We start from the raw sequence: 25,919 nt of genomic DNA, 5'->3' as shown, positions 1-25,919 counted from the left end.
TGATCAGATCGTCAGCCCGCCGTCGACGACGATGCACTCGCCGTTGGTGTAGCTCGCCGCATCGGAGACGAGATACAGCACGGTGCCGGCCATCTCGCGAGGCTCCGCGTGGCGGCGCAGCGGGATCTTCGTCATCCAGCTTTCGTACATCGCCTGATCTGCGAACAGGGCGCCGGCGAATTTGGTCCTGGTGAGGCCCGGCAGCAACGCATTCACGCGAACGCCAAGCGGCCCGCACTCCTTGGCGAATGCGCGCGTCATGTTGACCACGGCCGCCTTTGTGATCGAATAGATGCCCTGCTTGTCGCCGGGTTGCAGCGCATTGACGGAAGCCGTGTTGACGATTGCGCCGCCGCCGTGCTCGCGCATCAGCTTGCCCGCCTCGACCGACATAAAGAAGTAGCCACGCAAGTTGACCTCCACCGTCTTTTCGAACGACGAAAGATCGGTGTCGAGAATGTGGCCGAAATACGGATTCGCCGCCGCGTTGTTCACGAGGATGTCCAGCCGGCCATGTTTCGAGCGGATGTGCTGGAACACGCCTTGAATGTCGTCGAGACGCCCCACGTGGCACGGATACGCCTCGGCGCTCCCTCCCGCTTCGCTGATCCCGCGCGCCACGCTCTCGCAGTCATCGAGCTTGCGGCTCGAAACGATCACATGGGCGCCCTGCTCTGCGAGCAGCTTCGCGATTTCTTCGCCAATGCCGCGGCTTGCGCCCGTGACCAGAGCAATCTTGTCGTGCAGATCGAATAAATTAGTAGCCACAACTGTCCCCTCATATTCCATGTGTCCGCGCCGAACCTCAGCTGTCAGATGACGTCGACGCCCATCTTCGCCAGCGCACCGGCCATTTCGCCGACCTGGCGCGCCTTCTCATTCGATGCGTTGCCGCCCAGCGCACGCTTTTTCACGCCCTGCGCGATGGCGGCGAGCCGGAAGAAGCTGAACGCAAGGTAAAAATTCCAGTGCTCGATCGATGCAATGCCCCGCAGAGTGCAATACTGCTCGACGATCGCAGCCTCGTCCGGCACGCCAATCGCTGCCCGGTCCAGCCCCGCGAGACCGCCGATCTGGCCTTTGGGCGGAAGCCGCAGGCACATGCAGAAGTACGCGAGGTCAGCGAGCGGATTGCCGAGCGTGGAGAGTTCCCAGTCGAGCACCGCGCGAACTTTCGGCGCGCCGCGATAAAAGATCAGGTTGTCGATGCGGAAGTCGCCGTGCACGAGCGAAGGCTTGCCCGCCTCGGATGGACAGTGAGCCGGCAGCCAGTCGATCAGCGCTTCCATGGCATCGAGTTGATCAGTCTGCGCGGCGCGATATTGTTTGGTCCATACGTCGATCTGGCGCGCGAAGTAGTTCCCCGCGCGACCGTAGTCCGCAAGGCGAACCGCATCGACATCCACATCGTGCAGGGCCGCCATCGTGCCGATCAGCGCTTCATAGATCGCGCCGCGTTCTCCAGCGCGCAACGTGGGCAACGATGGGTCCCAGTAGATTTCGCCTTCTTCGTAGCTCATCACGTAGAACAGGCTGCCGATCACCTCGCGGTCCTCGCAGAGGTGCAAGGCCCGCGCAACGGGAACGGGAGTGTCGCCGAGCGCGCTCAGCACGCGGAATTCGCGGTCCACGGCGTGCGCGGATTTAAGCAGCTCGCCTGGCGGCTGACGCCGCAGCACATAACGGCCGTTTTGCGCTTCGAGAAGAAACGTGGGGTTCGACTGTCCGCCGGCGAACTTCTCGACGGACATGGGTCCCTGAAAACCAGGCACGGTTCCGTATCGACGAGACCGGGCCCCTGGCGGCGACTGGACACATGAATATGGCCAAAGCGCAGATAGTCGTCAGTCGTGAGTTTCTTCTTCGCAAACGGATGCTCGTTGCGCACCATGCACGCGTAACGGTCGCGGCCCAGCGGTTCCTGCTCGAGGTACGGGTCGTCGATGAGAGGCGCGTCGATCGCAAGATGGACCGCGCCGCTCGCGAGCGCTTCGGGCACGTCGCGACGCGTCGTGAAGTAGCTTTCGATGCGAATGCCCGGCGCGAGGCGCTGCAGCACCTCTTCGAGCGCGGGCAGCAGCAATGCCTCGGTCAGATCGTTCATGCTGAGCCGAAAGGTCCGCTGCGACGAGGCCGGATCGAAACGCTCGCCGGCATGGGTGCTCGAATCGAGCAATTGAAGCGCCTCGCGCACCTGGCCAATGATGTTCTCGGAAACCGGCGTGGGCATCATGCCCGTTGGCGTGCTCACGAACAAGGGATCGTCGAATGCCTTGCGCATGCGCGCGAGCGCGTTGCTCACGGCGGGCTGCGTGATGAAAAGCAGTTCCGCCGCGCGCGTGAGGTTGCGTGTTCGATAGACGGCTTCAAAAACGACGAAGAGATTTAAATCGACTTTGGACGAACGCATGGTTTGAGCCTAACCGCCAGATTGCAGTCCCGTCAATCGAGGGTCTGTCCACGCCTATATCGCAACTCGTGTCGCGCCCGTGAGTGGGTGAAGCGCCTCCTGGCTACCGATGCACCCGGGATGGGACCACGCCAGCCGATGCGTAGCAACACACTGGCCGACACAAGTGAGCTCCGGGTGGCTGCGCGCATCGACCTTGTTGATCAGGTAGACGAGCGCCCGCTGTCCGTTCGCAGGACCTGAAGGGTACATGCTGGCAGAGGCGGATCAGGCCGATGACGGATTGGTTTGCGAATGGACCTCGAACACGGCAATGGCGCGCCGCTGGGCGGCCACCTGCTCGTTTAGCGAGGTCGCCGCTTCCGCCGCTTGTTGAACTACCGACGCATTCTTGCGAATTGTCTGGACCATGCGGCTCACTGCCTCGTTGACCTGGCCGATTCCCCCGCGCTGTTCTTCTGAAGCGTCGAAAATGTTGTCGTTGATCTCAACCACGCGCTTGATCGCCGCCCGAACGTCCGCCATGGCCTGCACGACGTGGTCCGCGTGCACGGCCCCCCCGGAAATCGCCTCTGCCGAGATCCGGACCAGAACCTTGATCTCCTTCGCTGCGATAGCGGCGCGATGCGCGAGGTTGCGGACTTCTTCGGCGACAACCGCGAAACCCCGCCCGTGCTCGCCTGCGCGGGCAGCCTCGACAGCCGCGTTCAGCGCCAGAATGTTGGTCTGAAAAGCGACTCCTTCGATGAGTGCGGTAATCTCCACGATCTTTGCCGAGCTTGCAGAAATGTTGTCCATCGTGCCTCTCATCCGGTCCACTGCGGCCATACTGGTATCGGCCGCGAGCGACGTCGCGTTCGCAAACTCAGCGGCCTGCCGCACATGATCAGAGTTGCGTCGAACTGACAGGATGAGCTCGTCCATGCTCGCCGCCGTTTCTTCGAGCGACGCAGCTTGCCGTTGCACGCCTGCCGAGAGGTTGGTACTCCCGTCGGCTATCTCGCTGGATGCGTTCATAATTGCGTCGCTTGATACCTTGATCGTCTGGACGGTCCTCGCGAGATGTCCGTCCATCGCCCGAAGCGCCCGGAGCAATTGCCCGAACTCGCCGTGCAAGCTTATCCCCTCGGCGTCGCCCAGCCTGCCTTCGGCGATTCGCCGGGCTACGCCAAGCGCGGCCTTCAAGGGACTTGTAATCGCCCACATCAGCCACGCGGACGCGGCACAGGCCGCTGCTATACCCAGACCGATTGCGCCGAGCACCGTCCATCGCAATGCGTTGAACGTTGCATTGCCCCGTTCGGCCAGTTGCCGCGCCTGCGTCGCGCTCAACGCAACGTCGCGACCGATCGCGTCGGACACCGCATCGCCGGTCTGGGTGAGTTCATCTATCGTGAATGCCGCCATGTCCAGATTTCCGGCGCGCAGCACCGAGACAACGTCGTCCGACTGTGTCCGGAAGACCGCAAGCTCCTTCGCCACCCGATCAGCCATATGGCGCTCATCGGGCGTGGCGATCTTCGCTGGATAATAGTCATGCCAGGCCCGATCGAGCTTTTTCTGTTCTTCGCCGATGCTTGCAACGAGCTCTGCAGCGTTGTCCTGGCCATGCAGCGCCTGGATGTAACGCATCTGAAGGCGAATCTTCAGAGCGGCCGCCTGTACCGCGGCAAGATCTTCGATCGGCACCGTGCTCACCGAATACATGCTGCCCATATCTGCGCTGAGCCTGGCGAGACCGCGAAGGCCCAGCAAACCAATAGACACCATCAGCGCGACACAAACGCCGAGCGTCAGCATGATCTTGAATCGGATCGTGCCCGTGAATGCCCTCATTGAACCAGTCCATTAATTTTGGATACCCGGCGGAGTTATTACCTTGGCGACCGACATCCTGGCTATCCGATGCTAGCGCCAACAGCGTTCACCCAGTTAGCGTGATACCAGCGGCTCGCCCGCGCTGACCAATTGCGCGCGGGGCACGCTATGACGTGCTGCAGACACGTTTTCCGTGTCCATGTCGCCTATGAGCCATCAAGCTTTTTTGTTATAGGCACTACACCAACCCTTGGCCGCGACCTGCTTGCCGCCGAACATAGGGCACGGAGCGAACGCATCGTTCGATTTGCCTTGATAGAACGTGCAGTTACTGCAGGCCTGACCCGCTGCGTACTTCGCATACTTCGCCTTGTCGACCTTGGTCGCGTCCGCCTTGTAAGCAAGCGCGAGCGACGTCGAATCGGCTTCGGACACCCTGGCCTCATCGGCAAAGGCAACGCGAGACAACGCTACCCCAGATGCAACACATGCGATCGTGATCATAAAAGTGCGACGGGACTTCTTCATGCAAATACTCCTTGTATTGTGAAATGGCGTGCGAGCGGGGCACGGGGATATTGAGAATGGATGGCCGTGGTCAAGCCTTCAGCGCGCCAAAAACCTCACTCAACATGGTTTTGGCATCGCCAAAGAGCATGCGGTTGTTGTTTTTGTAGAAGAGCGGGTTATCCACACCAGCATATCCTGAGGCCATACTGCGCTTCATCACGATCGACGTCTTCGCCTTCCAGACTTCAAGCACCGGCATGCCTGCAATGGGACTGGCAGGGTCCTCCTGCGCCGCCGGGTTCACGATGTCGTTCGCGCCGATGACCATCGACACGTCCGCCTCTGGGAAATCCGTGTTGATCTCGTCCATCTCGAGCACGATGTCGTACGGCACCTTCGCTTCGGCTAACAGCACGTTCATGTGGCCCGGCATGCGGCCCGCCACCGGGTGGATCGCGAAGCGCACGTCGACGCCCTTTTCTCGCAGCACCTTCGTGAGTTCGAAGACCGTGTGCTGGGCCTGCGCCACGGCCATGCCATAGCCTGGCACGATGATCACGCGCTTCGCGTCGCGCAGCAGCTCGGCGGTTTCGGCGGCGCTCACCGCCACCGCCTCGCCGGCCGGCTGCGCGCCCGCGCCGCCCGCAGTTGCGGGCACACCCGCGCCACTGCCGAAGCCGCCGGCAATCACGCTGATGAAGTTGCGGTTCATCGCGCGGCACATGATGTACGAGAGGATCGCGCCCGACGAGCCCACCAGTGCGCCGATCACGATCAGCAGGTCGTTACCGAGCATGAAGCCGGTGGCCGCCGCCGCCCAGCCCGAGTAACTGTTGAGCATCGACACCACCACGGGCATGTCCGCGCCGCCGATCGTCATCACCATGTGCACACCGAACAGCAGCGAGATCACCGTCATCACGACGAGCGGCATCATGCCGTCCTGAATCGTCTCTGCATGCAGGAACGCGCGACCGTAATAGATCACGATCAGCAGCGCGGCCAGGTTCAGCCAGTGGCGCGCCGGCAACAGCATCGGCTTGCCGCCGATCTTGCCCGACAGCTTGCCGAACGCAATGACCGAGCCCGCGAACGTCACCGCACCGATCAGGATGCCGACGTAAATCTCGACTTCGTGGATGGCCTCTTCTGCGCCGGTGAACTGCACCGACGTGTCGACGTAGCTGGCGAAGCCCACGAGACACGCCGCCAGGCCAACCAGGCTGTGCATCAGCGCGACCAGTTCGGGCATCTGCGTCATCTGCACCTTCTTCGCGGCGGCGAGGCCGACCGCGCTACCGACGACCAGCGCAGCGACAACGTACGGAATGCCTTCGGCCGACACGCGCGGACCGAGCACCGTGGCGAGCACCGCGATGAGCATGCCGATCATGCCGAGCAGGTTGCCGCGGCGCGCGGTCTCGGGATTGGCGAGGCCGCCCAGGCTCAGGATGAAGAGAATCGCCGCGCCGATATAGGAGACGGTAGTCAGGTTGGAAGTCATTGTCGTCGTCCCCTTATTTGCGGAACATCGCCAGCATGCGGCGCGTCACTGCGAAGCCACCGAACATGTTGACGGCCGTGAGTGCCAACGCGCCCACCGCGAGACCAAGGATCAGCCCTGATGGCCGGTCGCCCGCCGCGGAGCCGCCCAGCGGCGGCGCGACCTGCACCAGCGCACCGATGGCGATGATCGACGAGATCGCGTTGGTCACGCTCATCAGCGGCGTGTGCAGCGACGGCGTGACGTTCCAGATCACCATGTAGCCGATGAAACAGGCCAGTACGAACACCGTGAAGTGCGAGAGGAACGTGGCCGGCGCAAACAGCCCCACCAGCAGGAAAGCCAGTGCACCGATGCCGAACACGATGGCCAGCGACTTCGCCGACATCGGCTCGCTGCTGCCGTGGCCCTTCTTCGGCGCGGATGCCGCCGCAGCGGCGGCGGGCTGGGGCTTGGGCGCGACGGCCGGCTGCTTGATCGGCGGCGGCGGCCAGGTGACGCTACCTTCCTTGATGACCGTGAGGCCGCGGATGGCGTCGTCGTCGAAATCGACGTTGATCGTGCCGTCCTTCGTCTTGCAGAGTTCCTCGACCACACGCAGCAGGTTGTTGCCATACAACGTGGACGATTGCCTGGCCAGACGCGAGGCGAGATCCGTGTAGCCGACGATGGTCACGCCGTGGCGCACCACCGCCTCGCCGGGCACGGTCAGCTCGCAGTTGCCACCCTGCTCCGCTGCCATGTCCACGATCACGCTGCCCGGCTTCATCGACTGCACCATTTCGGCGGTGATGAGCTTCGGAGCCGGCTTGCCGGGAATCAGCGCTGTGGTGATGATGATGTCCGCGTCCCGGGCCTGCTGCGCGTACATCGCGCGCTGCGCCTGCTGAAAGCCCTCGCTCATGACCTTTGCGTAGCCGCCGCCACCCGAGCCTTCCTCTTCGTAGTCGACCTTGACGAATTCGCCGCCCAGAGACTTGACCTGGTCGGCCACCTCGGCGCGCGTGTCGTTGGCGCGCACGATCGCGCCGAGACTCGCCGCAGTGCCGATGGCAGCCAGGCCCGCCACGCCCGCCCCGGCGATAAAGAACTTCGCAGGCGGGACCTTGCCAGCGGCGGTGACCTGACCGTTCAGGAAGCGGCCGAACGCATGCGCCGCCTCGATCACCGCACGATAGCCGCTGATGCCGGCCATCGAGGTGAGCGCGTCCATCTTCTGCGCGCGCGACAGCGTGCGCGGCAGCGAATCGATCGCCAGCACGGTGGCGCGCCTCGCGGCCAGTTGCTGCATCAGTTCGGGGTTCTGGGTCGGCCACACAAAGCCGATCAGCGTGGCGCCCTCGCGCATTAACGCCACTTCCTCGCTGCTCGGTGGGCGCACCTTGAAAACGATGTCACTGCGCGCCCAGAGTTCGGCGGCCGTTGCGACGACCTCGGCACCGGCAGCACGGTAATCACCATCGCCAAAGTTCGCACCTGCGCCGGCGCCGCTTTGCACGGCTACCGCGAACCCGAGCTTGATCAGTTTCTCGACCACCTCGGGCACGGTTGCAACGCGCCGCTCTCCGGGGGCAACTTCCAGAGGAATGCCAATCAGTAATGTCATAGGGCAAGTTGATTCGTCACACCGGTATCGTCGTCGCAGGAATTGGAGGCCTGACGGCATTGGCGAAGTCAGGCAGGCTGCGCAATCCCTCAGTCGTCCGCGCAGAACATCGTCGGTGTGATGTTGGTGAAGTTCTTCACGTCGCCAATGACCTCAGCGGATTTGGCCGACGAAAGGGCTCTTTTGATCCCGACACGATCGCTGAAGCGCAGTATCGCTACGCATGCGAAGGGTTGCGGATCTGGCGATGGAAACAGGACCTCGGCTGATTGAAGACCGAACTCACTCCACGCCGCGCCAACAAGTGGAGCATGAGTCGAAATGTAGTACTCGCGGTCAAATGTCCCGCCTGCTGTGCTTGCGTAGCTCACAATCAACGTAGTCATATTCAGCTCCGTATTCAGATGTGTTTCAGCGTTTGTCTTAAGTGGACGCGCCCGCGCCTTGCAATGGTGCCGGCAATGTGCGCGCGCGGCGCAGCATCTGCCAGCCGAACAACAACATCCATAGCGGCAGAACCACCACGACGACCATCTCGCTGGCATTCGAAAACGCGTCGAGATCCGGAAACAAGCCGAGCAGGAAGAAGACCCCGAAAGCCCAGCCGACGATCTTCAGCAGGATCGATCCCTTCCAGCCCGCCTTCTTGAGCACGTTGGCGGCAATCGGCGTCCAGAAGAGCACGAGTGGGCCCTCAATCCACCAGAGGCCGTTTTGCGTCCCGTTGGCTATCGCAGTCCATACTGCCGCCGCGGCGTTTCTCGTGGCATCGTCGCCGCCCGCGTAAAGATGGGCCAGCGGATGAAGGATCGCAAACTGCATGACAGCGCCGGTCACGCCCACCATGACGTACAACACGACGGCCATCGCCACCATGTTGCCAAGCGCACCCAGCTCTTCGCGAAATACGTGCACAAAGTATCCGCCAATGACCAGGAAGGGCAGATAGAACCCAAATGTGTCTGCAACCATGCACCAGCGAAACACGTCGCGGGTATCCGGCGGCAACGCCAGCATCGATGCACCGTGCAGCACCATATCCGCATCCGGGCCCGTCACCACGAATGACACGCCGACATTCGCGTACGCCAGAATTCCGCCGATGATTGCGTTCCAGGCCGTGAAGCGCATGACCTTATGCGAGGTTTGATTCATCATTGATCTCCGGAAAGGTCAGGTTCGGTAAGGCGTGGGCGAGTTCAGCACGACTCTGCCATTTTTGGCGCGCTCCAGAGCGCAATAGCCGTAATAGATCGCCGGCATGAAGTAGGCCCACGAGCACAAGGCAAGCGTGTAGAAATTGAAGAATACGTTCGTTTCTTCGCCCGGTATTTTGTAAAAATCGTAAATGACCGCAATGCCCAGTGACGTTACCAGAGCCACCCCTACGGCCAACGCACGGACCGTCTCGCCGATTTCCAGAAGTCTTTTGATGAAGTACACGAGATAGATCGACAGCAGAATCCACATCGTCAGATAGTAGTAAGGCAAAACCCCAGCGATGAAATCCGCTCCCACCAGAACGAACGTAAGCGCAAACGCGACGACGAATACCGCGACGTCCTGGCGAATCGACGGCTTGTAGCCGTGCGTAATCGCCATCAGACCTGCGACGGCGATGATGGGTATGCCGAATCCTCGAGAAAATGCATCGAAGAAGTGCGCTACTTCATAGGAAACGGCATTTCCGGTAGCAAAAAAACCAATGGCGTTCGTCGCCGATGTGCCGACAATCCACATCTCCAGGCCGAGAAGATAATTTCGTTTCCTGACGACCTTCCAGCCGTAGAAAAATGAGCTTAATGCCAGCAAGGCACTGGAGAGCATAAGAATTGCAGATCTGAGGTCCATGACTAAACTCCCAACTTCCGGTTGCATCTGATTGGTCAATCTTTCTTCGGGTCAAGGCTTGCCAGATAGGTGGCAATAGCCTTGCGGTCTTCGGGCGAAAAACCTGTCGCAAGGTTTTTCATGACGCCTGTAGGTTCGCTCCGAGTGCCGGATGCGAACTCGTCGAACTGCGCGAGCAGATAGTCGTATCCCTGACCCGCCAAACGCGGAAACTGGTCGTGGCCCGTCAATTGGGCACCGTGACAGACGGCACAGTTGCTCGCGGCCACCAGACGCTGTCCCCTTTCGCGCAATTGCGCATCCGGCTTGAAATAATGATTCGCGACCGGGGTCACACTGGCAAAATATTCGGCCAGCGATTTGATCTGCGGATCGCTCATCGTCATCGCGAGGGGCCCCATGTTCGGATTACGGCGCGCCTCACTCGCGAAATTGTGGAGCTGGGTCTCCAGATAGGGTGCCGGCTGCCCGGCGAGACTCGGATACCCCTGATGGAGTGAATTGCCCTTGACGCCGTGGCAGCCCATGCAGACGTCGGTCACATGCGGCCAGGGGCCGCCGTCAGTCAGGTAAGCCGTGGTCGATGCCGAGAGATAGCGCTGCAGCCGGTAAAGACCCAGCAGATCGGAGCCGAAAATGGCCAGTATCAGGGCAATAACCAGAGGAATGCCAATCAATAGTGTTTTCTTCATCGTTACCCTCCTACGCCCGGCGCAGCGCATTGAGCGCCTGAAGCGCGCCCTGATGGCCGGAGCGCACGGCGCCATCCATGTAGCCGGCCCAGATATTCGCAGTCTCCGTCCCCGACCAGATCAGCTTGCCGCACGAGGGGCGCAGCGCCTCGCCGTGAGCGCTCCAGAAGCCGGGCGGAATGGCGGAAACGCAGGTCAGGGTCCAGCGATCGACCCGTCCCCAGTCCTGATCGTGGTAAGCGATGGGAGACAGCGCTTCATCGCCCCATGCCTGCGCGTAGAACTGCTTATGCATGGCCATTGCCGCGTCCCGCTCGGACGGGACCATCGCATTCTCAATGAACGCGTTGATGACCCCGATCTCTCCGGCGGGCGGAGAATTGTCGTAGGCCCAGAGGATGGGGCCATTGACCTGGAAGATGCTCCCGCTCATGCCCTTGTCGCGCCAGAACGGACGGCGATAGACCATGGCCGTCTTCCGTGCCGGGGAATTCGCGGGCCAGGCGCGCTGCAGGGCCGCGCGCTTTTCCGGCAGTGGCGGATCGAACTGCACCTGATGACACAAAGCCGGATGGATGGCCATGATGACGGTCCTTGCCCGCACTTCTTCATGGTCGGTATGCAGGGTGACGACGTCGCCGTCCCATCCGGAAATCTGGCGGACCGGAGAAGACAGGCGGACCTTATCGCCAAGTTGCTGGGCCATCTTGATGCTGAGGATTTGCGAGCCGCCGATGAAGCGGGTTTCCTGGGCGCTGTGCTTGATGCTGTCGAGTTGCGAATAATCGCAATCCGCCGAATTGACCATCGAAAGGAAGTGCAGCAACCCCATCTTCGCCGGCGCCGCGCCGCCCGAAAGCGTGATGCTGCCATTCCATGCGACCTGATCTTCAGGCTTGATATTCTGCTTTTCCAACCAGTCACCGACCGAGAGCTTGTCCAGTTCAGCGACCTTCGGGGACGTCCACGGTGCGCCACAAGGCACGTCGCGCGAGAGTCTGCTGAGCTTGGCGCCAATCGCCTCGTCAGTGCCGAACGTGCCCTTCAGATCGACTGCCACGCGGCCGTTGCCGCCCAGAATGACCGTACTCCCGTCGTAGTAGGTCGGGAAAGTCCCGACACCCAGCTCGCGCGCGAGATCCGCAACGGCGGTCTGGCCGGGCCCGATCCATTGCCCGCCGACTTCCGAAACGCACCCGCCGGGAATGTTGTAGTTGAACGTTCGCCCCCCCACACGATCCCGGGCTTCGAGCACCAGAAATGACTCGCAGCCCGCCTGGCGCAGATCTCGTGCGGCGGTCAGTCCGGCTAGCCCTGCTCCAATGATGGCGACGTCGAGAACGTCGTCCGCACCTGGCGCGGCCTTGGTGACTGCGGCATACGCCTGTTGGGTGCTCATGGCGAGCGTACCCACGGCAGCTGCCGAGGCACCGGCATATTTGAGCCATTGCCTGCGCTGCAGGTTTGCAGCGCCGTCTGGGGAAGATTTTTTTGCCATAGTGCCTCTGTCTACTTGATGAAGGCTCCCGCTTTGAGCGGGTCACCGAAACCGCTGCGCTCAGGCGCCATATCCGGTCGATACACCGTGCTGCGCAACTTCTTTGAGATCCCTTAAGAATCATTCGCGCGCCTGGCCCGAGACCGCGCGATCCGCTGTTTCAGCGCCCCCGTATTAGTACACATAGACAAATATAGGTCAACATACCAATATACAGATCGAAAAGAATGCAGGGTATTCCCCTGTATCTCAAAAGATGCCTCGCGACATTCCACTTTCCGACGCCTGGCTGGGCACCAAAGCGCCGCGCCATGTAGGGATTCTGACGATCCGCCCAAGTGAGCAGGATTAGCCCGGCATCCGCCCGGACATCACTGGCGCAAGTCCAGGTTATGCGTTCAGATTGAAGACGCCAGTTCCGGCACGACGGTAAACAGGTCGCCCACGAGGCCGTAGTCGGCCACGCTGAAGATCGGTGCTTCTTCGTCCTTGTTGATCGCGACGATGACCTTCGAGTCCTTCATGCCGGCCAGATGCTGGATCGCGCCCGAGATGCCGACTGCCACATACGGTTGCGGCGCGACGATCTTGCCGGTCTGACCGACCTGGTAGTCGTTCGGCACGTAGCCAGCATCGACTGCTGCGCGCGAGGCGCCGAGCGCGGCATTGAGCTTGTCGGCCAGCGGCTCCAGAACCTTCGTGTAGTTCTCGCCGCTGCCCAGACCCCGGCCACCCGAGACGATGATCTTCGCGCTCGTGAGTTCCGGACGGTCGAGCTTCGTGACTTCACGGCCGACGAACCGCGTAAGGCCGCTGTCGGCTGCCGCTTCGATCTTCTCCACCGACGCGCTGCCGCCTTCTGCCGCGACTGCGTCAAACGCCGTCGTACGAACGGTGATGACCTTGACCGGATCGACCGACTGCACCGTCGCGATCGCATTACCTGCGTAAATCGGACGCTCGAACGTGTCCGGCGAATCCACCGCGGTAATGTCGCTGATCTGTGCGACGTCGAGCTTCGCGGCAATACGCGGCGTGACGTTCTTGCCCGCTGCCGTGGTCGGAGCCAGGATGTGCGAGTAGTTCTTCGCGATCGCAATAACCGTCGCTTCGACGTTTTCCACAAGACCCTGTTCGAGTTGCGGCGCATCGGCGAGCAGCACCTTTGCCACGCCGGCGATCTTCGCGGCTGCGTCCGCTGCGGCCTGGGCGTTGTGGCCTGCAACCAGCACGTGCACGTCGCCGCCAATCTTCTGTGCTGCAGCGACCGTGTTCAGCGTCGCGGCCTTGATCGACGCGTTATCGTGTTCTGCAATTACCAGATTCGTCATTTCTTGCGTCTCCTCACAGCACCTTGGCTTCGGTCTTCAGCTTCTCGACCAGCGTCTTCACGTCCGGCACCTTCACACCGGCGGAGCGCTTCGGCGGCTCGGCGACTTTCAGCGTCTTCAGACGCGGCGTGACATCGACACCCAGGTCTTCCGGTTTGACGACTTCCAGCGGCTTCTTTTTCGCCTTCATGATGTTAGGCAACGTCACATAGCGCGGCTCGTTCAGGCGCAGGTCGGTCGTCACCACTGCGGGCAGCGTCAGCGACAGCGTTTCCGCGCCGCCGTCTACTTCACGCGACACGGTAGCCTTGCCGTCCGCGACCACAACCTTCGAGGCAAACGTCGCTTGCGGCAGGTTCGCCAGCGCGGCGAGCATCTGGCCGGTCTGGTTCGAATCGTCGTCGATAGCCTGCTTGCCGAGGATCACGAGTTGCGGCTGTTCCTTGTCGACCAGCGCCTTCAGGAGCTTCGCGACAGCCAAAGGCTGCAATTCAACTGCGGACTCCACGAGCACCGCACGATCCGCGCCGATCGCGAGCGCAGTACGCAACGTTTCCTGTGCCTGCGGAACGCCACACGAAACTGCGATCACCTCAGTGGCCACGCCTGCCTCCTTCAACCGCACCGCTTCCTCCACGGCGATCTCGTCGAACGGATTCATCGACATCTTCACGTTGGCGATATCGACGCCCGCTCCATTGGATTTCACGCTGACCTTGACGTTGGCATCCACGACCCGCTTTACAGCGACCAACAATTTCATTGCTGCTCCTCGTTCAATCCATTTGTGCTATTTACGCTCGTCGGCGGAATGATCGCTTTCGCCTTCCACATTTGTTCCACGCGGATAAAGTTTTTCCGATTGCGCGCCCTCGTTGCCGCACTGGGCGGATAATCAACCCAGCGTGGCGGAAGCATGCCCTCCTCCCCGGCCTGCAGGAGCTCGGCCCGGACTTGTGCCCGGGTCTTACCCAGCGCCGGCCTGACTTCCGTGCCTGGGCGCCCGTCCGCACGAGTCGCATCGGTCTGCGCACTCGACTCGTCGGGCGCTCCACTTGAAACGGACACGAATTGCGGAGTCGATTGTTCCTGAGGGCGAATGCCGCCGCCGCTCGCGTGAGCAGAAACGGCGATGGACGTCAGCACAACCGCGAGTGCCGAACGGTTCGATATCGCAACAGCTTTCATGTCGCACTCCTGATGGACAAATGGATTTCGAACCCAGATTAGCGGCACTGCACGCACAGTAGCCGCTATTCGATAGCTTCATTCGGGTACCATGGAGCCCCAACGCCAGGTCAATATATCGGCGTCGACGGGCTGGTTACTCTTTCGTCCACCCGTTCTGATAGAGCTTCCCTGCCAGCACGCCCAAACGCAACGTGAGGTGATAGTTCTCTCCGTCTTCGATCAGTGCGGAGCGCACATCACGGAACAGCTTCTCGATCGGGAATTCGCGGGTGGTACCGTTGCCGCCGAAGAGCTGGAACGCCTCGTGCGTGATCTTCATGGCTTCTTCAGTCACGCTGACCTTGGCCTGTGCCGTAGCGTATGGATGGCTCTTTGGAGACAGACGTGAGAATGCGAGGCTGCGTCGCGCAATCGCACGCGCCATCTCCAGCCGCCGCAACATGTCGCCCACGCGCAGTTGCGTCATCTGGTGATCGATCAACAGCGCCCCGCCTTGCTTGCGCTCGTGGCAATAACCCAGCGCGAGTTCGAACGCAGCGCGGGCTACGCCCACGAACACCTGGCACATGTGCGTGCCGGCGAACGACCAGGTCGAGGCCAGATTGCCGAGATAGTCGTCCTGCAGCGCAATGGCAAAACGCTTGGGCACTTTCACGTTGTCGAAGTAGATCTCGCCCTGCGGCAGCGAGCGCTGGCCAATCTTGTCGAGCGGCTTGCCGCGCGAGACACCCGGCAGATCGAGCGGAAGGATCATGCCGATGCCGTTCGTGAACGCACTACGTTCCCCGGTGCCATAGAAGCCATCGCCATAATCTGCCGCCATGTATGCGAGCGCCACCTGCGCGACCGAGCCGTTCGAAATCCAAGCGGAACTCTGCCCGTTGATGACGATTTCGTCTGCGCCCACCTTCGCTGTGAGATTACCCACCGGCTGTTTGCCGCCCGCGCTGATCTCGTCGCGGTAGAGAATCGCGGCATCGGTGCCGCGGTCGGGCTGCGTATTCATCCAGCAACCAATCTTGCCGGTGCACATGTCGATCAGTTCCTGATTACCGATCGACTGTGCCATCATCAACGGAGCGGGCGCCACGCCGATCGAAACGGCAAGCCCCGCATCACCCCAGCCGAGCTCTTCGCCGATCAGCGATTCGATGCGCACCGCCATGTCTGGCGGAAGTTGCGCAAGCAGTTGCGGATCGAGGCCCAGCTTTGCACTCTCCATCATGGCGCCCCAGTACGGCGAGCCAGGCGCGATCACTTCCTCCGGCGTCATGCGGTCCAGTTCGCGACCGACGGGCTTCAGCACGTCGCGTGCGAAACGGTGAACCGTCTCCTGGATCGCACGTTCCTCCTCCCCCATCGGCGTTTCGAAACCAGTCAAGCCTGCCAGAGGCAACCCCACGGACTTGTGCAGTCGAATCATTTCAGTACTCCTCTCCTGGACATATGTCGACCGGACTGCCCCGCAACCCAGTCGCCTCATTAATAGATCACCATAACAAACATAGGTAACAATACAAAACACGAAGTGAAAAAAAAAGACAGGGTATTCCCCCGTCCTTTTTCTTCGCCGGCACAGTGCCGGGGCTGCTAGGCCGTCTCGGCGTCCACCGTCTTCCCCCATACCAGGTTACGCGCGGTCTCAAGGAACATCGCCTCAAACCCTCGCATGTACGCGCGCTTGCCGCGCGCGGTGCCCAGATGGATGGTCATGCCGTCCACCATCGAAATGAGCAGCACAGCGATATGGGTACTCTCGGCCGCTCCACGCTCCGGATTCGCGGCGCGAATGAGCTTGGCAAGTTCGCTCGTCAAGGTGTCGTACCATTCGTCCCGCATCTGCGCGCACTCCGGGTCGGTAGACGCAAATGAAAAGAAATGCCACCACAATGGGATGTTCTTCAAGTCTTTCGCGTCCTGCACCGACTGATCGAGAATGGCTTCGATCGTCGCACGCGGCGAGGCGTTGCTCTGGAGCGCCTGTTTCAGAACATCGAGATATGTGTCGATCACCGGCGCCATCACCGCCCGCACGACGTCAGGCCGCGTCGGGAAGTAGTATTGGAGGTTGCTGACACTGATTCCCGCTTTCAGCGCGACGGCACGCAGCGAGAAGTCCATGGGCCCATTCTCGAGCAGGAGCTTCCTCGCCACACGAATAATGGCATTGCGCGTACGTACGCCTTGGGCCCGCAGGCCGTCGGGTGCGGTCCCCGTGGAAGGTGCTGCGCTCGACGTGCGCCGCTTACGGGTGCTTGGCTCTTTTGGCACTGTCATCGCTTTCCGCCTTGAGTGAGGTAAACGCCTCGCCGGGTAGAGGCAATGCGGTCACACGAACCGCTTCCTAGGTAAACATGACTATACCTTACACCAGGCTGAAACTCCATCCGCATGGCCGGGCCTGCTGCAGCGTTCGCTCCCACTCTTCACCACCTGCAACCGCAGTAGCCGATCACCGAGCCGCTCGCACAATGCCCCAATTTTGTCGAGGCACGCTCGCCGGAAGCGTCCCATACCTTGATGCCCGTTACGCCCGCGGCGCTTGCGCGGCCCGCGCCTTGCTGTTCACGCGATCGTCGAGCGCGTTCACCACGCCTAACGCCGCATTCACGACGCACCATCGCAGCGGTTCGGGCAGCGTCGATGGCGTCTTGTGATCGAGCGCCGAAAGGAGCGGATTTTCGATGCCACGAATCCGCCCGGCAATCATGTTGCCCACCATGGACTGCGCGGCCACACCATGTCCGGAGCACCCGGCACTGTAGAAGATGTTCCGATGCGCCCCCGTGGCTCCGACAACCGGCAGCGCGTCATTGGCCAGGCTGATATAACCACTCCAGCATGCCCGCAGCGCGATGCCCTTGAGGGACGGGAAGCGGTCATGCAGGGCCGTGCGCAGCTCGCGATATGATTCATAGTCGGGCACGTTCGGCGTCTTGGAGCCGTATGGGTAATGGATACGCTTCGTCGTCACCATGAGCGTGTTATTGACGGTCAGGCGATGGCTCTCCATGGTCCAGTGTGCCGTCACGATGCCTTCGCGTCGCGGCCAACCCAACGCCTTGCGCTGGGTGTCGGAGAGCGGTTCGGTCTCGATCGCCGAGACCCGTAGCGGTACAACCTTGTCCGCGAGCAGGCCGAGCTGTGGCGTATAGGCGTTGGTGGCCAGCATCAGCGCGGGCGCGCTCGCGCTGCCGCGCGGGGTTTGCGCCTTGATGACCGGCCCCTCGGTGTAAGACAGCAGCGGCGTGTTCTCGTAGATCTTCACGCCTGCTCGCAACGCCGCGCGCCTGAGCCCCATCACGTATTTGCCGGGGTGGAGCGTGCCGCCGCGCGGCACGTAATTGCCGAATAAAAACGCCGGCGGAATGCCACGCGCACGCATCTCGGCCTGGTCGAGAAACTCCGACTGAAAGCCCAACCCGGCGCCGGTCCGCATGTCCTCGCGCACCTTCTCTTCTTGTGCGGGATCAATGCCCGCACGGATAATGCCAGTCTGGTTGTAATCGCAGTCGATCTCGTACTCTCTGAGCTTCCCCTCCACGAAGGGAACGGCGTCCTCGTAGTAGCGGACGATCTCCTTCCCTTTCTCGTTACCTACGCTCTTGAGAAAAAGATCATATTCGAGCGCGAGCGCGCCAGCCAGATAGCCCGCGTTGCGTCCACTTGCACCAAAGCCGGCAAATTCGCGCTCGAGCACGACCACTTTCGCTCCGTGCCTGACCAGTTCCAGCGCAGCCGAAAGCCCCGCAAAACCGGCGCCGACGATGACCACATCCGCGCTCACGTCGCCGGCGAGTTCGGGCTGCATGTCGCCTGGTCTTTCTACCCAACCGCCGAGCGCACGGTACTTCTCCAGGTCAGCAGTCATTTTAGCCTCCTCCACAGGGCCAGGCGATTCGACGCGCGAGCATTGCGTAGCCGCCACTGCCGGCACCACCACGGCTGCCGCCGCCGCACCCTTGATGAAGGTGCGGCGGCTCACTCCGGAACGCGAGCCGTCCTGTTGTCCTGCTTGTGCTTCCGTTGTCTCGCTCATACATGCTCCATCAAGTCTTGCTCAGAATGTGAACGGCAAGCGCCGCCTCTTCGATGCCCTGAAAGCCGCCGCCGTTTTCCTGAATCGCGTGGTGCGCACCCGGCACCTGGCGCGCGCCCGCTTCTCCACGCAGTTGAGCAACCAGTTCGTAAAGCTGACCGATTCCTGTGGCACCCAGCGGATGCCCCTTCGATTCGAGCCCGCCCGATGTATTGATGGGAATGCGCCCGCCGAGGGTGAACTCGCCGCGCTCGGCAGCCGGCCCACCCTGACCTGGAGAGACCAGCTGCAGGTTTTCGGCCTGGATGATTTCCCCCATCGCCGACGCGTCGTGCACTTCGGCGACATCCATGTCCTCGGGGCCGAGGCTCGCCTGGTTGTAGGCCTGCAGCGCCGCAAGGCGGCCGATGTTCTTCTCCGGCTCGTCGACGCGTCGATGTGTGAAGCTGCGCACGACGCTCGCTGCAACCCGGATGCAGCGGCTGCGGTCGGCGCCGATGCGCCGCAAGCCCTCCCCGGTACACAGGATCGCCGCCGCCGCACCGTCCGAAACCGGCGCGCACATGGGCAGCGTGATCGGATAGGTGATCGGTGGCGCCGCCAGGACCTCCTCGATCGTGAACGCCTGGCGAAACTGCGAATATGGGTTATGCACCGAATGCAGATGGTTCTTCGACGACACGGCGGCGATCTGTCGTTGCGTGGTGCCGTATGTCTTCATGTGATAGCGGCACAGCGCGGCATAGACCGACATGAAGCGGCTATAGGGCCGATCGGACTCCGATCCTGGTGGTGGCTCGACGCCGTTGCCAAGCTTCATCAGGCTGGCGAAGTTCTCGTCGACGCGTGACACGTCCCAGCCCGCCTCGAACAGGGCGAATGACTTCGCCTTGTCCGGCACGTTCATCTTTTCCGCGCCGAGCGCGAGCGCGACATCGCAGGCGCCCGACCTGAGCGACTGGGCCGCGAGATGCACCGCTGTGCTGCCAGATGCGCAGGCGTTTTCCACGTTGTAGAGCGGAATGCCCTCAATTCCGATCTTGCTGAACACGACCTGCCCCGGAATTGACAGCTGGCCCTGCAGCGGCCCGTTGGTGATGCCGGCATAGAAAGCCGCGCCGATCGCCCCGGCGCCGCAACCTGCATCCTTCAACGCTCCGCGCAGTGCCTCGCCCGCGAGATCGTCAATGCTGCGTTCAAAGTGCCTGCCGAACACGGTCATTGCAATGCCGGTAATGTAAATATCGCTCATGGTGTTTTATTCCTGCGTGGCTGACTCAGATCCGGCGGGCTTGACCCTGCCAGTACTGCTCCCGTAGATCCTTCTTCAGCACCTTGCCGGCAGTGCTGCGAGGCAGTGCCGCGATGAAGTCGACGCTCTTCGGTGCCTTGACCGAGCCGAGCTTCTCCTTGCATAACGCCACGAGTTCTTCGGCACTGACGCTCTGACCCGCGTTGAGCTCCACCACCGCCTTCACAGCCTCACCCCACTTTTCGTCGGGCACGCCGATCACCGCGCAATCCTGCACTGCTGGATGCGCCCAGATGACCTGCTCGACTTCGCTCGGATAGACGTTGAAGCCGCCGCTGATGATCATGTCCTTCTTGCGGTCAGTGATATGCAGATACCCTTCGGCGTCCAGATGACCGATATCGCCCGTGTGCAGCCAGCCGTCGACGACGGTCTCCGCTGTCTTGTCGGGCGCCTTGTAGTAACCCTTCATCACGAGGTCGCCGCGCACGCAGATTTCACCGGTTTCGCCTTGCGGCAGGATCTCGCCGCGATCGTTCATGATCTCGACGCGCACGAGCGGATTGGGGCGGCCAACCGAGGAGAGTCGTTCTTGCGGCGCAAGCTTGCCGTCCACGAAGTGCTCGGCCGGCGTGAGATAGGAGATCGACGCAGGGGCTTCCGTCTGGCCGTAGCCGCCCGCCATGACCGGACCGAACACCTCGATCGCGCGCTTGAGCTTCTCCACCGACATTGGCGCAGCGCCATACAGAAAGCACTTGAGCGACGAGAAATTCTGGTTCTCGATGCCGGGGATATCGAGCAGGCGGTAGATCACCGTCGGCGGCAGGAAGAACTCCGTGACCCGATGCTTCGCGATCGCCGCGAGAAGACGTGCCGGCTCCGGCTTCGGCAGCACGACCACCGTACCGCCGCGCGCGGTGCAAGGCAGCGACAGCATCCCCGCGGTATGGGTCATGGGCGCCGCGGCGAGATTCACGGGACGCTCCACGCCATACGGAAACGCCATCATGAACTGCGCGAAGTAGGTCTGAAACGCACGATGCGTGTTCATCACCCCCTTGGGCAAGCCCGTCGTGCCGCCCGTGCCCGAAAGTGTCACGATGTCGTCCATGTCGTAATCGACACGCGGCTCGGTCACCGGTTGCGCCGCGCTCCACGTCTCGAGCGACGGCGCCCATGGCAGGTCGGCATCGATACAGATCCAGAGCCTGACCTTGGGGAGGCTCGGACGCAGCGCTTCAATCACCGGCGCGAACGCCTGATGGAAGAACAGCGCTTCGCAATCAAATGCCTCGAGGAGGTACTGGTTCTCCTGCGGCGCGCTGCGCCCGTTCACCGGAATCCATACCACGCCCGCACGCCACAGCCCCAGCGTGCAGGTCCATGCCGTGACGTCGTTGTCGGCCCAGACCGCTGCCTTCGCTTCCTTTTCGAAGCCGGTGGCAAGCAGCCCGTTGGCGATGCGGCACGACAGCGTGTGCACATCATCGAACGAATAGCTGCGCTCGTCCTGGATGTAGGCGATGCCGTTGGGGTTGATGCGCCAACCGCGATCGAAGAAGTCAATGATTGCCATGTCCCATGTTTCCCTGAATCTGTCCTCAATCTGCTCGTTCGCGGCGCTTACAGCTGAGCGACGGTCGCGCGCGCGAGCCCGCGCTGCTCGAGGAACCCGAGCAGATAGCGATGCCCGAAAGCCTTCGAGCCGGATGCAAACCCGACCTTGGCGGTGTCGCCGTCGAGAAGCTTGGCGACGCCGGCGGCATGAATGGCTCCGGTGGCGATGTACGGCGTGATGCCGTGCAGGGTCGCGCGTACCGCTGCAAGTTGACCGCGGCCGATCGCGAAGTCGACAGTGCGATGAAGCGACGTGCGCTCGCGCGGTGGCATTGACGGAGTCACGGAATCGACAAGCTGCTTGAGCACCGCGTCCTGCTGCTCGCGCGGCAGGTGCGCGTATTCCGCATCCCACTTCTGACCGAGTCCATGCACCATCTGCATCGCGTTGTTGTCGTAGAAACCCACGCACGAGATACAGCTGCGCACGCGCGCATCGTGCTCGAAATACACCGGCAGCGACGTACCGCCCCACGGCAGAGCAAACACGGGCTGAAGGAAATCGGGAGAAGCGATGTTGAACGAAGCGTGCCTGTCATGCGGCACCAGCTTCTTTTCCCACAGATAGGAAGATTCCTGGCGATAGCCTTCGAAGATGGTCGCAGTGGAGCCCACGCTCACACCAGCGCCGGCGCCGCGCGGGCCGCGCGTGAGCGTGGCCGTCTCCAGCGCGTCTATACCGGGCGTTTCGAGTGCCAGTTCGGCGGCGATTTCGGCGAACGTGTACATGTAGGCATTCGAGGGCGACACCAGCTGCCCGGCCTGCCGGAACTGCTCGCCAAACTGCTCGCGAACCTGGCGGATAAAGTGCTGCTCGCCAGTAGTGTCGAGGTAGTGGCAGCCAGCCTTGAGCGCCGCTTCCACAGCGGTGAGGCCGAAGTTGAAGAACGGCCCGACCGTGTTGCACACGACCTTTGCACCGCGAAAGGCGTTCACGAGCGAATCCACGCTGTGCTCGGCTTCGATGACTTCGTAGTTCGCCGATTCGAGGCGCACGACACGCTGCGCCATCATGTCCTGCGTGCGCTTCGCATTACGTGCGACCGCCGTAAAGGGAATGTCCTGGTCGATGAGCCAGTCCATGATCAACATGCCGGTATAACCGCTTGCGCCATAAACGACGACGGAATGCTTTGCCATGCTTGTCTCCTGAAACTTGATTGGTCGAATGTCGAGTCGGCTAAATGCCCGGATTGTCTTCGGCGGCTGGCGAACCCCGCCGTCGGACGATACTGCGATAATGCACGCCCATGTTATAGAACACAATACAAAACATAGTTCATGATACCAAATACGTAAAGCTAAAAAAGACAGGGTATTTCCTGTCTCTTCCCGACTCCTGCCGCGCTACGCCAATGCGGCTATTGCACGCCTGCGGGGCTGCCCCCAGGCCTCAGGCCCGCGAGGTAGCTGGCTACCGCGTGGATGTCTTCGCCGGACAATGCGGCCGCCATCCCGTTCATTGCGCCGCTCGGGTCACGACGTTCGCCCGCCTTGAACGCAGCAAGCTGCGTCGCGAGATAAGCTTCGCCCTGGCCTGCCAGACGCGGCACGGCACCCTGGCCCATGAACGAAGCCCCGTGGCAGGCCTGGCAGCTTTTCGCCGCTACGAGCGCCATGCCCTGCTTTTCGAGCGCTGTCTGGGCGTGCACCGCTTCGCTTTGGGACGGCGTCTGCCGCGCGAAATAAGCAGCCAGCGACTTGATCTGCTCGTCCGTAAGCCCCCTCGCAATCGCCCCCATGTAGGGGTTGGGTCGTTGCCCTCCGGCAAACGCGTGCAACTGGGCAACGAGATAAGCCTCGGGTTGTCCGGACAGCGCCGGATACCAGGCGTTGACGGACTGGCCGTGCGCACCGTGGCAGAAGACACAGGTCTCCTGCGGCTGCGGCCAGGGGCCGCCGTTGACCACTTCCGTCTTGTCGATTTCGCTCATCGATTTTTCGAAATGCATGCCGTCGAGGTATTCGCGCCCGTAGAGCGCTCCCACACCCACGACGCCTGCCAGCACGACGACTGCGCTTACGATCCATGCCCGTTTCATTCACGCCACCTCGCCGCGTTGAGTGAAACCGGCCAGCGCCTGCAAGGCTGCGCGGTGACCCGAACGCACGGCGCCATCCATCGCGCCGGCCCAGATGTCGGCGGTTTCGGTCCCTGACCAGATCAGGCGGCCCACTTCGGGATGCAGATACTTGCCCCACTTCGACCAGAAGCCCGGTGGCATGGGATTGATGCAATGCAGGGTCCATGGATCGACCCGGCCCCAGTCGTAGTCGTGGAATTGCGTCGGATGCAGCGCGCGGTCGCCGAATGCCTTCGCAAACGTGGCCGAAAGCGTTCTTTCCGCCGTCGTGGGATCGTTGGGCAACATCCCCGGCGCGACGAACGCGGCGATCACGCCGAGCGACGCATCGGGGGGCGAGTTGTCGTACGCCATGAAAACCGGGCCGCCGACCTGGAAGATCGTTCCGCAGTAACCGGCGTCGCGCCAGAACGGTTTGTCGTAGACGTGGACCGTCTTGCGCATGGGGGCGTTTGTGGGCCAGTTCCGCTGTAGCTGCGCCCGCCCGCCGGGCAACGGCGGATCGAAAACCACTTGATTGCACAGGGCAGGGTTCATCGCAACGATCACGCGGCGCGCCTTGACCACGCCCTGATCGGTATGCAGTTCGACAACATCGCGATCCCAGCCGGCGATCTTGCGCACCGGCGAGGACAGCCTGACCTTGTCGCCGAGTTGATTGGCCACCTTGATACTCAGACGCTGCGAGCCGCCGACGATGCGCGTTTCCTGCGCGCCGCCTTTGAACGCTTCGAGCTGCGTGTAGTTGCAGCTTGCGCTGTTGATCATCGATAGGTAGTGCAGCAGACCCAGCTGCGCTGGCGCACCGCCCGTGGTCAGCTTCGCGGCTAGCGCGAGAAAGTAGCCGTCCTCGTATTTCACGCCCTGCTGCAACAGCCACTCGCCGTAAGAGAGCTTGTCCAGTTCCGCCAGATGCGGCGCTTTCCACGGCGCCCCGGACGGCACGCCGCGCGACAGTTCGGCAAGCCGGTTACCGATCGTGTCGTCATCCCCAGTGCCCCCTTGAAAATCCTGGGCCACCGTAGCGCCCTGCGCCATCACGACGGTCTTGCCCGCGTACCAGCTCGGAAACGTATCGATCTCGAGTTGACGTGCCAGATCGAAGATCGCGGTCTGGCCGGGACCGATCCACTGCCCTCCGGCTTCGGAAACGACGCCGTGTCCGAGGTCATGGTTATACGTGCGTCCGCCGACGCGGTCGCGCGCCTCGAGCACGACGAACGAATCGCATCCGGCCAGTTTGAGGTCACGGCCGGCGGTCAATCCAGCAAGACCCGCGCCGATGATTGCGACGTCCAGAATGTCGCCGTTCATAGGCTTCGTTGCGGTCGTTGCGGCGGCCTGTGCCAGCGACACGCCGCCGGTCGCGAGTGACGCCGCGCTTATCGCCGTGATGCGTAGAAGCTGGCGCCGGGTCTGTGTATCCGGCTTACGTTTCCTATCCATCTTTGATGCCCAATTCAGTTTCATTGCTTCTCCTCTTTATTCCCAGCTATTAAGGAGAACGATCTAATAAGGTAGCGACTGGCGTTTCTCAACGGGCCGTCAGCACCCCGTCCTGCGAAAACAACACGGGTTTGCCGGCGCCATCGATCAATGCGGCGGTGAGCGTAGCGCGATCGTTGCGCTGATGAACCTCGAACGACGCGCTCCCCTTGTGTTGCCGGAACACAAGGCCATCGAGTCCGACACCCAAGAATCCGCTTCGCGTCGCCACGAGATCGGTGATTGAACTCTTCGTGCCCGAGTTCAGCGCCGCCCACGTCGCCCCGCCATCGCGGCTTTCGAACAGACTGCCGAGCAAGCCACCAACGACGAGCCGCCCGTCAGGTAGCGCCACACCCGTCCACAGCGTGCCCTTGCCACCCGTCGGAAGGTAGGTCCAGTTCGCGCCGCCGTCGGTCGATTTGAGCACCGTCCCCTGTTCAGCGGAGATATAAAGCCCGCCCTTGCGGTCGGCAAAGACGTGGTACAGATTGCGGTCCGCCTTCTCGCCTCCCGGCGGCTTCGGCAAGGTCTTTCGGGCCCATGTCCTGCCGCCGTCACGGGTCGTGAGCATCAGTGACCACAGGCCCACCGCTATCCCGTCCTGCTCATTGGTGAAGAGTACGGAAAACAGGGGCTGGTCGACCGAAATGTCGATGCGCTGCTTCTCCCAGGTTTCGCCGCCGTTTCGGGTCGCGAGGATCACGCCCCATTGGCCGACCGCCCAGCCGTGTTTGGCATCGGTGAAGGTGACGGCCGAGAGGGTCGCCGACACCGGCACCTGACGCGCCTGCCGCCAGCTGTGTCCGTCATCGTCTGAAAGAAGAATCACGCCGTGCTCGCCCACGGCGACCATGCGTCTGCCGGCGCGCGTGGCGTCCATCAACATCATGTGTGACGGAGCGGTCCAGGAATGAGCCGGCATCGCGGCCCACGTTGCGACCGTTCCCGGGGGTTGTGCGAACGCGGTGATGGAAGCGCAGAGCGCGGTACAGGCAACAAGCGTCTTGATCATGGCTGGACCTCGG

At 62.0% G+C, this 25,919-nt stretch carries 23 protein-coding genes and 1 pseudogene; all 24 read right to left on the bottom strand.

From position 1 onward, the window contains the following. Window positions 1–3: 3 nt before the first annotated feature. The gene (locus tag DLM46_RS31405) at window positions 4–768 is read right to left on the bottom strand and encodes an SDR family oxidoreductase (protein ID WP_115107331.1); all 765 of its coding nucleotides are present in this window, start codon (window positions 766–768) and stop codon (window positions 4–6) included. Between the two features lie 44 nt (window positions 769–812). Further along, complete coding sequence (locus tag DLM46_RS31400; protein WP_341868612.1) at window positions 813–1,772, bottom strand: phosphotransferase; 960 nt, start codon at window positions 1,770–1,772, stop codon at window positions 813–815. A gap of 2 nt (window positions 1,773–1,774) precedes the next feature. Next, window positions 1,775–2,410: pseudogene (locus DLM46_RS31395) on the bottom strand (LysR family transcriptional regulator); the annotation flags it as partial. 267 nt (window positions 2,411–2,677) lie between these two features. After that, window positions 2,678–4,246 carry a methyl-accepting chemotaxis protein gene (locus tag DLM46_RS31390; RefSeq protein WP_115107299.1) on the bottom strand — a complete coding sequence of 523 codons (1,569 nt, stop codon included), beginning with the start codon at window positions 4,244–4,246 and terminating at the stop codon, window positions 2,678–2,680. Between the two features lie 198 nt (window positions 4,247–4,444). Beyond that, window positions 4,445–4,756, bottom strand: a complete 312-nt coding sequence (locus DLM46_RS31385; protein ID WP_115107297.1) for a high-potential iron-sulfur protein — start codon at window positions 4,754–4,756, stop codon at window positions 4,445–4,447. Between the two features lie 70 nt (window positions 4,757–4,826). Further along, window positions 4,827–6,242, bottom strand: a complete 1,416-nt coding sequence (pntB, locus tag DLM46_RS31380; RefSeq protein ID WP_115107295.1) for a Re/Si-specific NAD(P)(+) transhydrogenase subunit beta — start codon at window positions 6,240–6,242, stop codon at window positions 4,827–4,829. A 13-nt stretch (window positions 6,243–6,255) separates the two neighbouring features. Next, window positions 6,256–7,848, bottom strand: a complete 1,593-nt coding sequence (locus DLM46_RS31375) for a Re/Si-specific NAD(P)(+) transhydrogenase subunit alpha (RefSeq protein WP_115107292.1) — start codon at window positions 7,846–7,848, stop codon at window positions 6,256–6,258. 89 nt (window positions 7,849–7,937) lie between these two features. Beyond that, complete coding sequence (locus DLM46_RS31370) at window positions 7,938–8,234, bottom strand: EthD family reductase (RefSeq protein ID WP_115107290.1); 297 nt, start codon at window positions 8,232–8,234, stop codon at window positions 7,938–7,940. Between the two features lie 37 nt (window positions 8,235–8,271). Beyond that, window positions 8,272–9,006, bottom strand: a complete 735-nt coding sequence (locus DLM46_RS31365; RefSeq protein ID WP_115107287.1) for a hypothetical protein — start codon at window positions 9,004–9,006, stop codon at window positions 8,272–8,274. 15 nt (window positions 9,007–9,021) lie between these two features. After that, window positions 9,022–9,699, bottom strand: coding sequence for a hypothetical protein (locus DLM46_RS31360; RefSeq protein WP_115107284.1), 678 nt, complete (start codon window positions 9,697–9,699; stop codon window positions 9,022–9,024). 35 nt (window positions 9,700–9,734) lie between these two features. Beyond that, window positions 9,735–10,391, bottom strand: coding sequence for a c-type cytochrome (locus DLM46_RS31355; protein WP_115107282.1), 657 nt, complete (start codon window positions 10,389–10,391; stop codon window positions 9,735–9,737). Between the two features lie 10 nt (window positions 10,392–10,401). After that, on the bottom strand, window positions 10,402–11,889 hold the full coding sequence (locus DLM46_RS31350) for a flavin monoamine oxidase family protein (RefSeq protein ID WP_115107279.1): 1,488 nt from the start codon (window positions 11,887–11,889) through the stop codon (window positions 10,402–10,404). 398 nt (window positions 11,890–12,287) lie between these two features. Beyond that, window positions 12,288–13,220 (bottom strand): electron transfer flavoprotein subunit alpha/FixB family protein, encoded by a 933-nt coding sequence (locus DLM46_RS31345; RefSeq protein ID WP_115107276.1) that lies wholly within the window; start codon window positions 13,218–13,220, stop codon window positions 12,288–12,290. A 13-nt stretch (window positions 13,221–13,233) separates the two neighbouring features. Then, a complete protein-coding gene (locus tag DLM46_RS31340; RefSeq protein ID WP_115107274.1) occupies window positions 13,234–13,983 on the bottom strand; it encodes an electron transfer flavoprotein subunit beta/FixA family protein in 750 nt (249 codons plus the stop codon). Next, window positions 13,980–14,408: a DUF4148 domain-containing protein gene (locus tag DLM46_RS31335; RefSeq protein ID WP_115107272.1), complete on the bottom strand. Its 429-nt coding sequence runs from the start codon at window positions 14,406–14,408 to the stop codon at window positions 13,980–13,982. Before DLM46_RS31335 ends, DLM46_RS31340 begins: the two co-directional genes overlap by 4 nt. Window positions 14,409–14,544: 136 nt before the next feature. Next, window positions 14,545–15,834 carry an acyl-CoA dehydrogenase family protein gene (locus DLM46_RS31330; RefSeq protein ID WP_115107269.1) on the bottom strand — a complete coding sequence of 430 codons (1,290 nt, stop codon included), beginning with the start codon at window positions 15,832–15,834 and terminating at the stop codon, window positions 14,545–14,547. Window positions 15,835–16,001: 167 nt separating this feature from the next. Next, window positions 16,002–16,688, bottom strand: coding sequence for a TetR/AcrR family transcriptional regulator (locus DLM46_RS31325; protein ID WP_115107267.1), 687 nt, complete (start codon window positions 16,686–16,688; stop codon window positions 16,002–16,004). A 250-nt stretch (window positions 16,689–16,938) separates the two neighbouring features. Continuing rightward, window positions 16,939–18,282 carry an NAD(P)/FAD-dependent oxidoreductase gene (locus DLM46_RS31320; protein ID WP_115107328.1) on the bottom strand — a complete coding sequence of 448 codons (1,344 nt, stop codon included), beginning with the start codon at window positions 18,280–18,282 and terminating at the stop codon, window positions 16,939–16,941. Between the two features lie 178 nt (window positions 18,283–18,460). Further along, window positions 18,461–19,702 carry a thiolase family protein gene (locus DLM46_RS31315; protein WP_115107215.1) on the bottom strand — a complete coding sequence of 414 codons (1,242 nt, stop codon included), beginning with the start codon at window positions 19,700–19,702 and terminating at the stop codon, window positions 18,461–18,463. A 25-nt stretch (window positions 19,703–19,727) separates the two neighbouring features. Further along, window positions 19,728–21,281 carry a class I adenylate-forming enzyme family protein gene (locus DLM46_RS31310; protein WP_115107213.1) on the bottom strand — a complete coding sequence of 518 codons (1,554 nt, stop codon included), beginning with the start codon at window positions 21,279–21,281 and terminating at the stop codon, window positions 19,728–19,730. 47 nt (window positions 21,282–21,328) lie between these two features. Beyond that, window positions 21,329–22,462: a saccharopine dehydrogenase family protein gene (locus tag DLM46_RS31305; RefSeq protein WP_115107210.1), complete on the bottom strand. Its 1,134-nt coding sequence runs from the start codon at window positions 22,460–22,462 to the stop codon at window positions 21,329–21,331. Window positions 22,463–22,683: 221 nt separating this feature from the next. Then, window positions 22,684–23,364: a c-type cytochrome gene (locus tag DLM46_RS31300; RefSeq protein ID WP_115107207.1), complete on the bottom strand. Its 681-nt coding sequence runs from the start codon at window positions 23,362–23,364 to the stop codon at window positions 22,684–22,686. Then, entirely contained in the window at window positions 23,365–24,852 is a 1,488-nt protein-coding gene (locus DLM46_RS31295; RefSeq protein ID WP_115107205.1) for a flavin monoamine oxidase family protein, read from the bottom strand. Window positions 24,853–24,940: 88 nt separating this feature from the next. Then, window positions 24,941–25,906: a WD40/YVTN/BNR-like repeat-containing protein gene (locus tag DLM46_RS31290; RefSeq protein WP_115107202.1), complete on the bottom strand. Its 966-nt coding sequence runs from the start codon at window positions 25,904–25,906 to the stop codon at window positions 24,941–24,943. Between the last annotated feature and the right edge of the window lie 13 nt (window positions 25,907–25,919).

Origin of the sequence: Paraburkholderia lacunae (assembly GCF_003353175.1) — a bacterium.
Taxonomy (GTDB): domain Bacteria; phylum Pseudomonadota; class Gammaproteobacteria; order Burkholderiales; family Burkholderiaceae; genus Paraburkholderia; species Paraburkholderia lacunae.
The sequence above is the reverse complement of the archived record's forward strand: the minus strand, read 5'-3'. Positions and strand labels throughout refer to the sequence as shown.

What these genes read in the sequence shown, in the direction of transcription:
- DLM46_RS31390 (WP_115107299.1), bottom strand. Translation starts at nt 4,246, where the DNA reads ATGAGGGCATTCACGGGCACGATCCGATTCAAGATCATGCTGACGCTC.
- DLM46_RS31385 (WP_115107297.1), bottom strand. Translation starts at nt 4,756, where the DNA reads ATGAAGAAGTCCCGTCGCACTTTTATGATCACGATCGCATGTGTTGCA.
- pntB (WP_115107295.1), bottom strand. Translation starts at nt 6,242, where the DNA reads ATGACTTCCAACCTGACTACCGTCTCCTATATCGGCGCGGCGATTCTC.
- DLM46_RS31375 (WP_115107292.1), bottom strand. Translation starts at nt 7,848, where the DNA reads ATGACATTACTGATTGGCATTCCTCTGGAAGTTGCCCCCGGAGAGCGG.
- DLM46_RS31370 (WP_115107290.1), bottom strand. Translation starts at nt 8,234, where the DNA reads ATGACTACGTTGATTGTGAGCTACGCAAGCACAGCAGGCGGGACATTT.
- DLM46_RS31365 (WP_115107287.1), bottom strand. Translation starts at nt 9,006, where the DNA reads ATGATGAATCAAACCTCGCATAAGGTCATGCGCTTCACGGCCTGGAAC.
- DLM46_RS31360 (WP_115107284.1), bottom strand. Translation starts at nt 9,699, where the DNA reads ATGGACCTCAGATCTGCAATTCTTATGCTCTCCAGTGCCTTGCTGGCA.
- DLM46_RS31355 (WP_115107282.1), bottom strand. Translation starts at nt 10,391, where the DNA reads ATGAAGAAAACACTATTGATTGGCATTCCTCTGGTTATTGCCCTGATA.
- DLM46_RS31350 (WP_115107279.1), bottom strand. Translation starts at nt 11,889, where the DNA reads ATGGCAAAAAAATCTTCCCCAGACGGCGCTGCAAACCTGCAGCGCAGG.
- DLM46_RS31345 (WP_115107276.1), bottom strand. Translation starts at nt 13,220, where the DNA reads ATGACGAATCTGGTAATTGCAGAACACGATAACGCGTCGATCAAGGCC.
- DLM46_RS31340 (WP_115107274.1), bottom strand. Translation starts at nt 13,983, where the DNA reads ATGAAATTGTTGGTCGCTGTAAAGCGGGTCGTGGATGCCAACGTCAAG.
- DLM46_RS31335 (WP_115107272.1), bottom strand. Translation starts at nt 14,408, where the DNA reads ATGAAAGCTGTTGCGATATCGAACCGTTCGGCACTCGCGGTTGTGCTG.
- DLM46_RS31330 (WP_115107269.1), bottom strand. Translation starts at nt 15,834, where the DNA reads ATGATTCGACTGCACAAGTCCGTGGGGTTGCCTCTGGCAGGCTTGACT.
- DLM46_RS31325 (WP_115107267.1), bottom strand. Translation starts at nt 16,688, where the DNA reads ATGACAGTGCCAAAAGAGCCAAGCACCCGTAAGCGGCGCACGTCGAGC.
- DLM46_RS31320 (WP_115107328.1), bottom strand. Translation starts at nt 18,282, where the DNA reads ATGACTGCTGACCTGGAGAAGTACCGTGCGCTCGGCGGTTGGGTAGAA.
- DLM46_RS31315 (WP_115107215.1), bottom strand. Translation starts at nt 19,702, where the DNA reads ATGAGCGATATTTACATTACCGGCATTGCAATGACCGTGTTCGGCAGG.
- DLM46_RS31310 (WP_115107213.1), bottom strand. Translation starts at nt 21,281, where the DNA reads ATGGCAATCATTGACTTCTTCGATCGCGGTTGGCGCATCAACCCCAAC.
- DLM46_RS31305 (WP_115107210.1), bottom strand. Translation starts at nt 22,462, where the DNA reads ATGGCAAAGCATTCCGTCGTCGTTTATGGCGCAAGCGGTTATACCGGC.
- DLM46_RS31300 (WP_115107207.1), bottom strand. Translation starts at nt 23,364, where the DNA reads ATGAAACGGGCATGGATCGTAAGCGCAGTCGTCGTGCTGGCAGGCGTC.
- DLM46_RS31295 (WP_115107205.1), bottom strand. Translation starts at nt 24,852, where the DNA reads ATGGATAGGAAACGTAAGCCGGATACACAGACCCGGCGCCAGCTTCTA.
- DLM46_RS31290 (WP_115107202.1), bottom strand. Translation starts at nt 25,906, where the DNA reads ATGATCAAGACGCTTGTTGCCTGTACCGCGCTCTGCGCTTCCATCACC.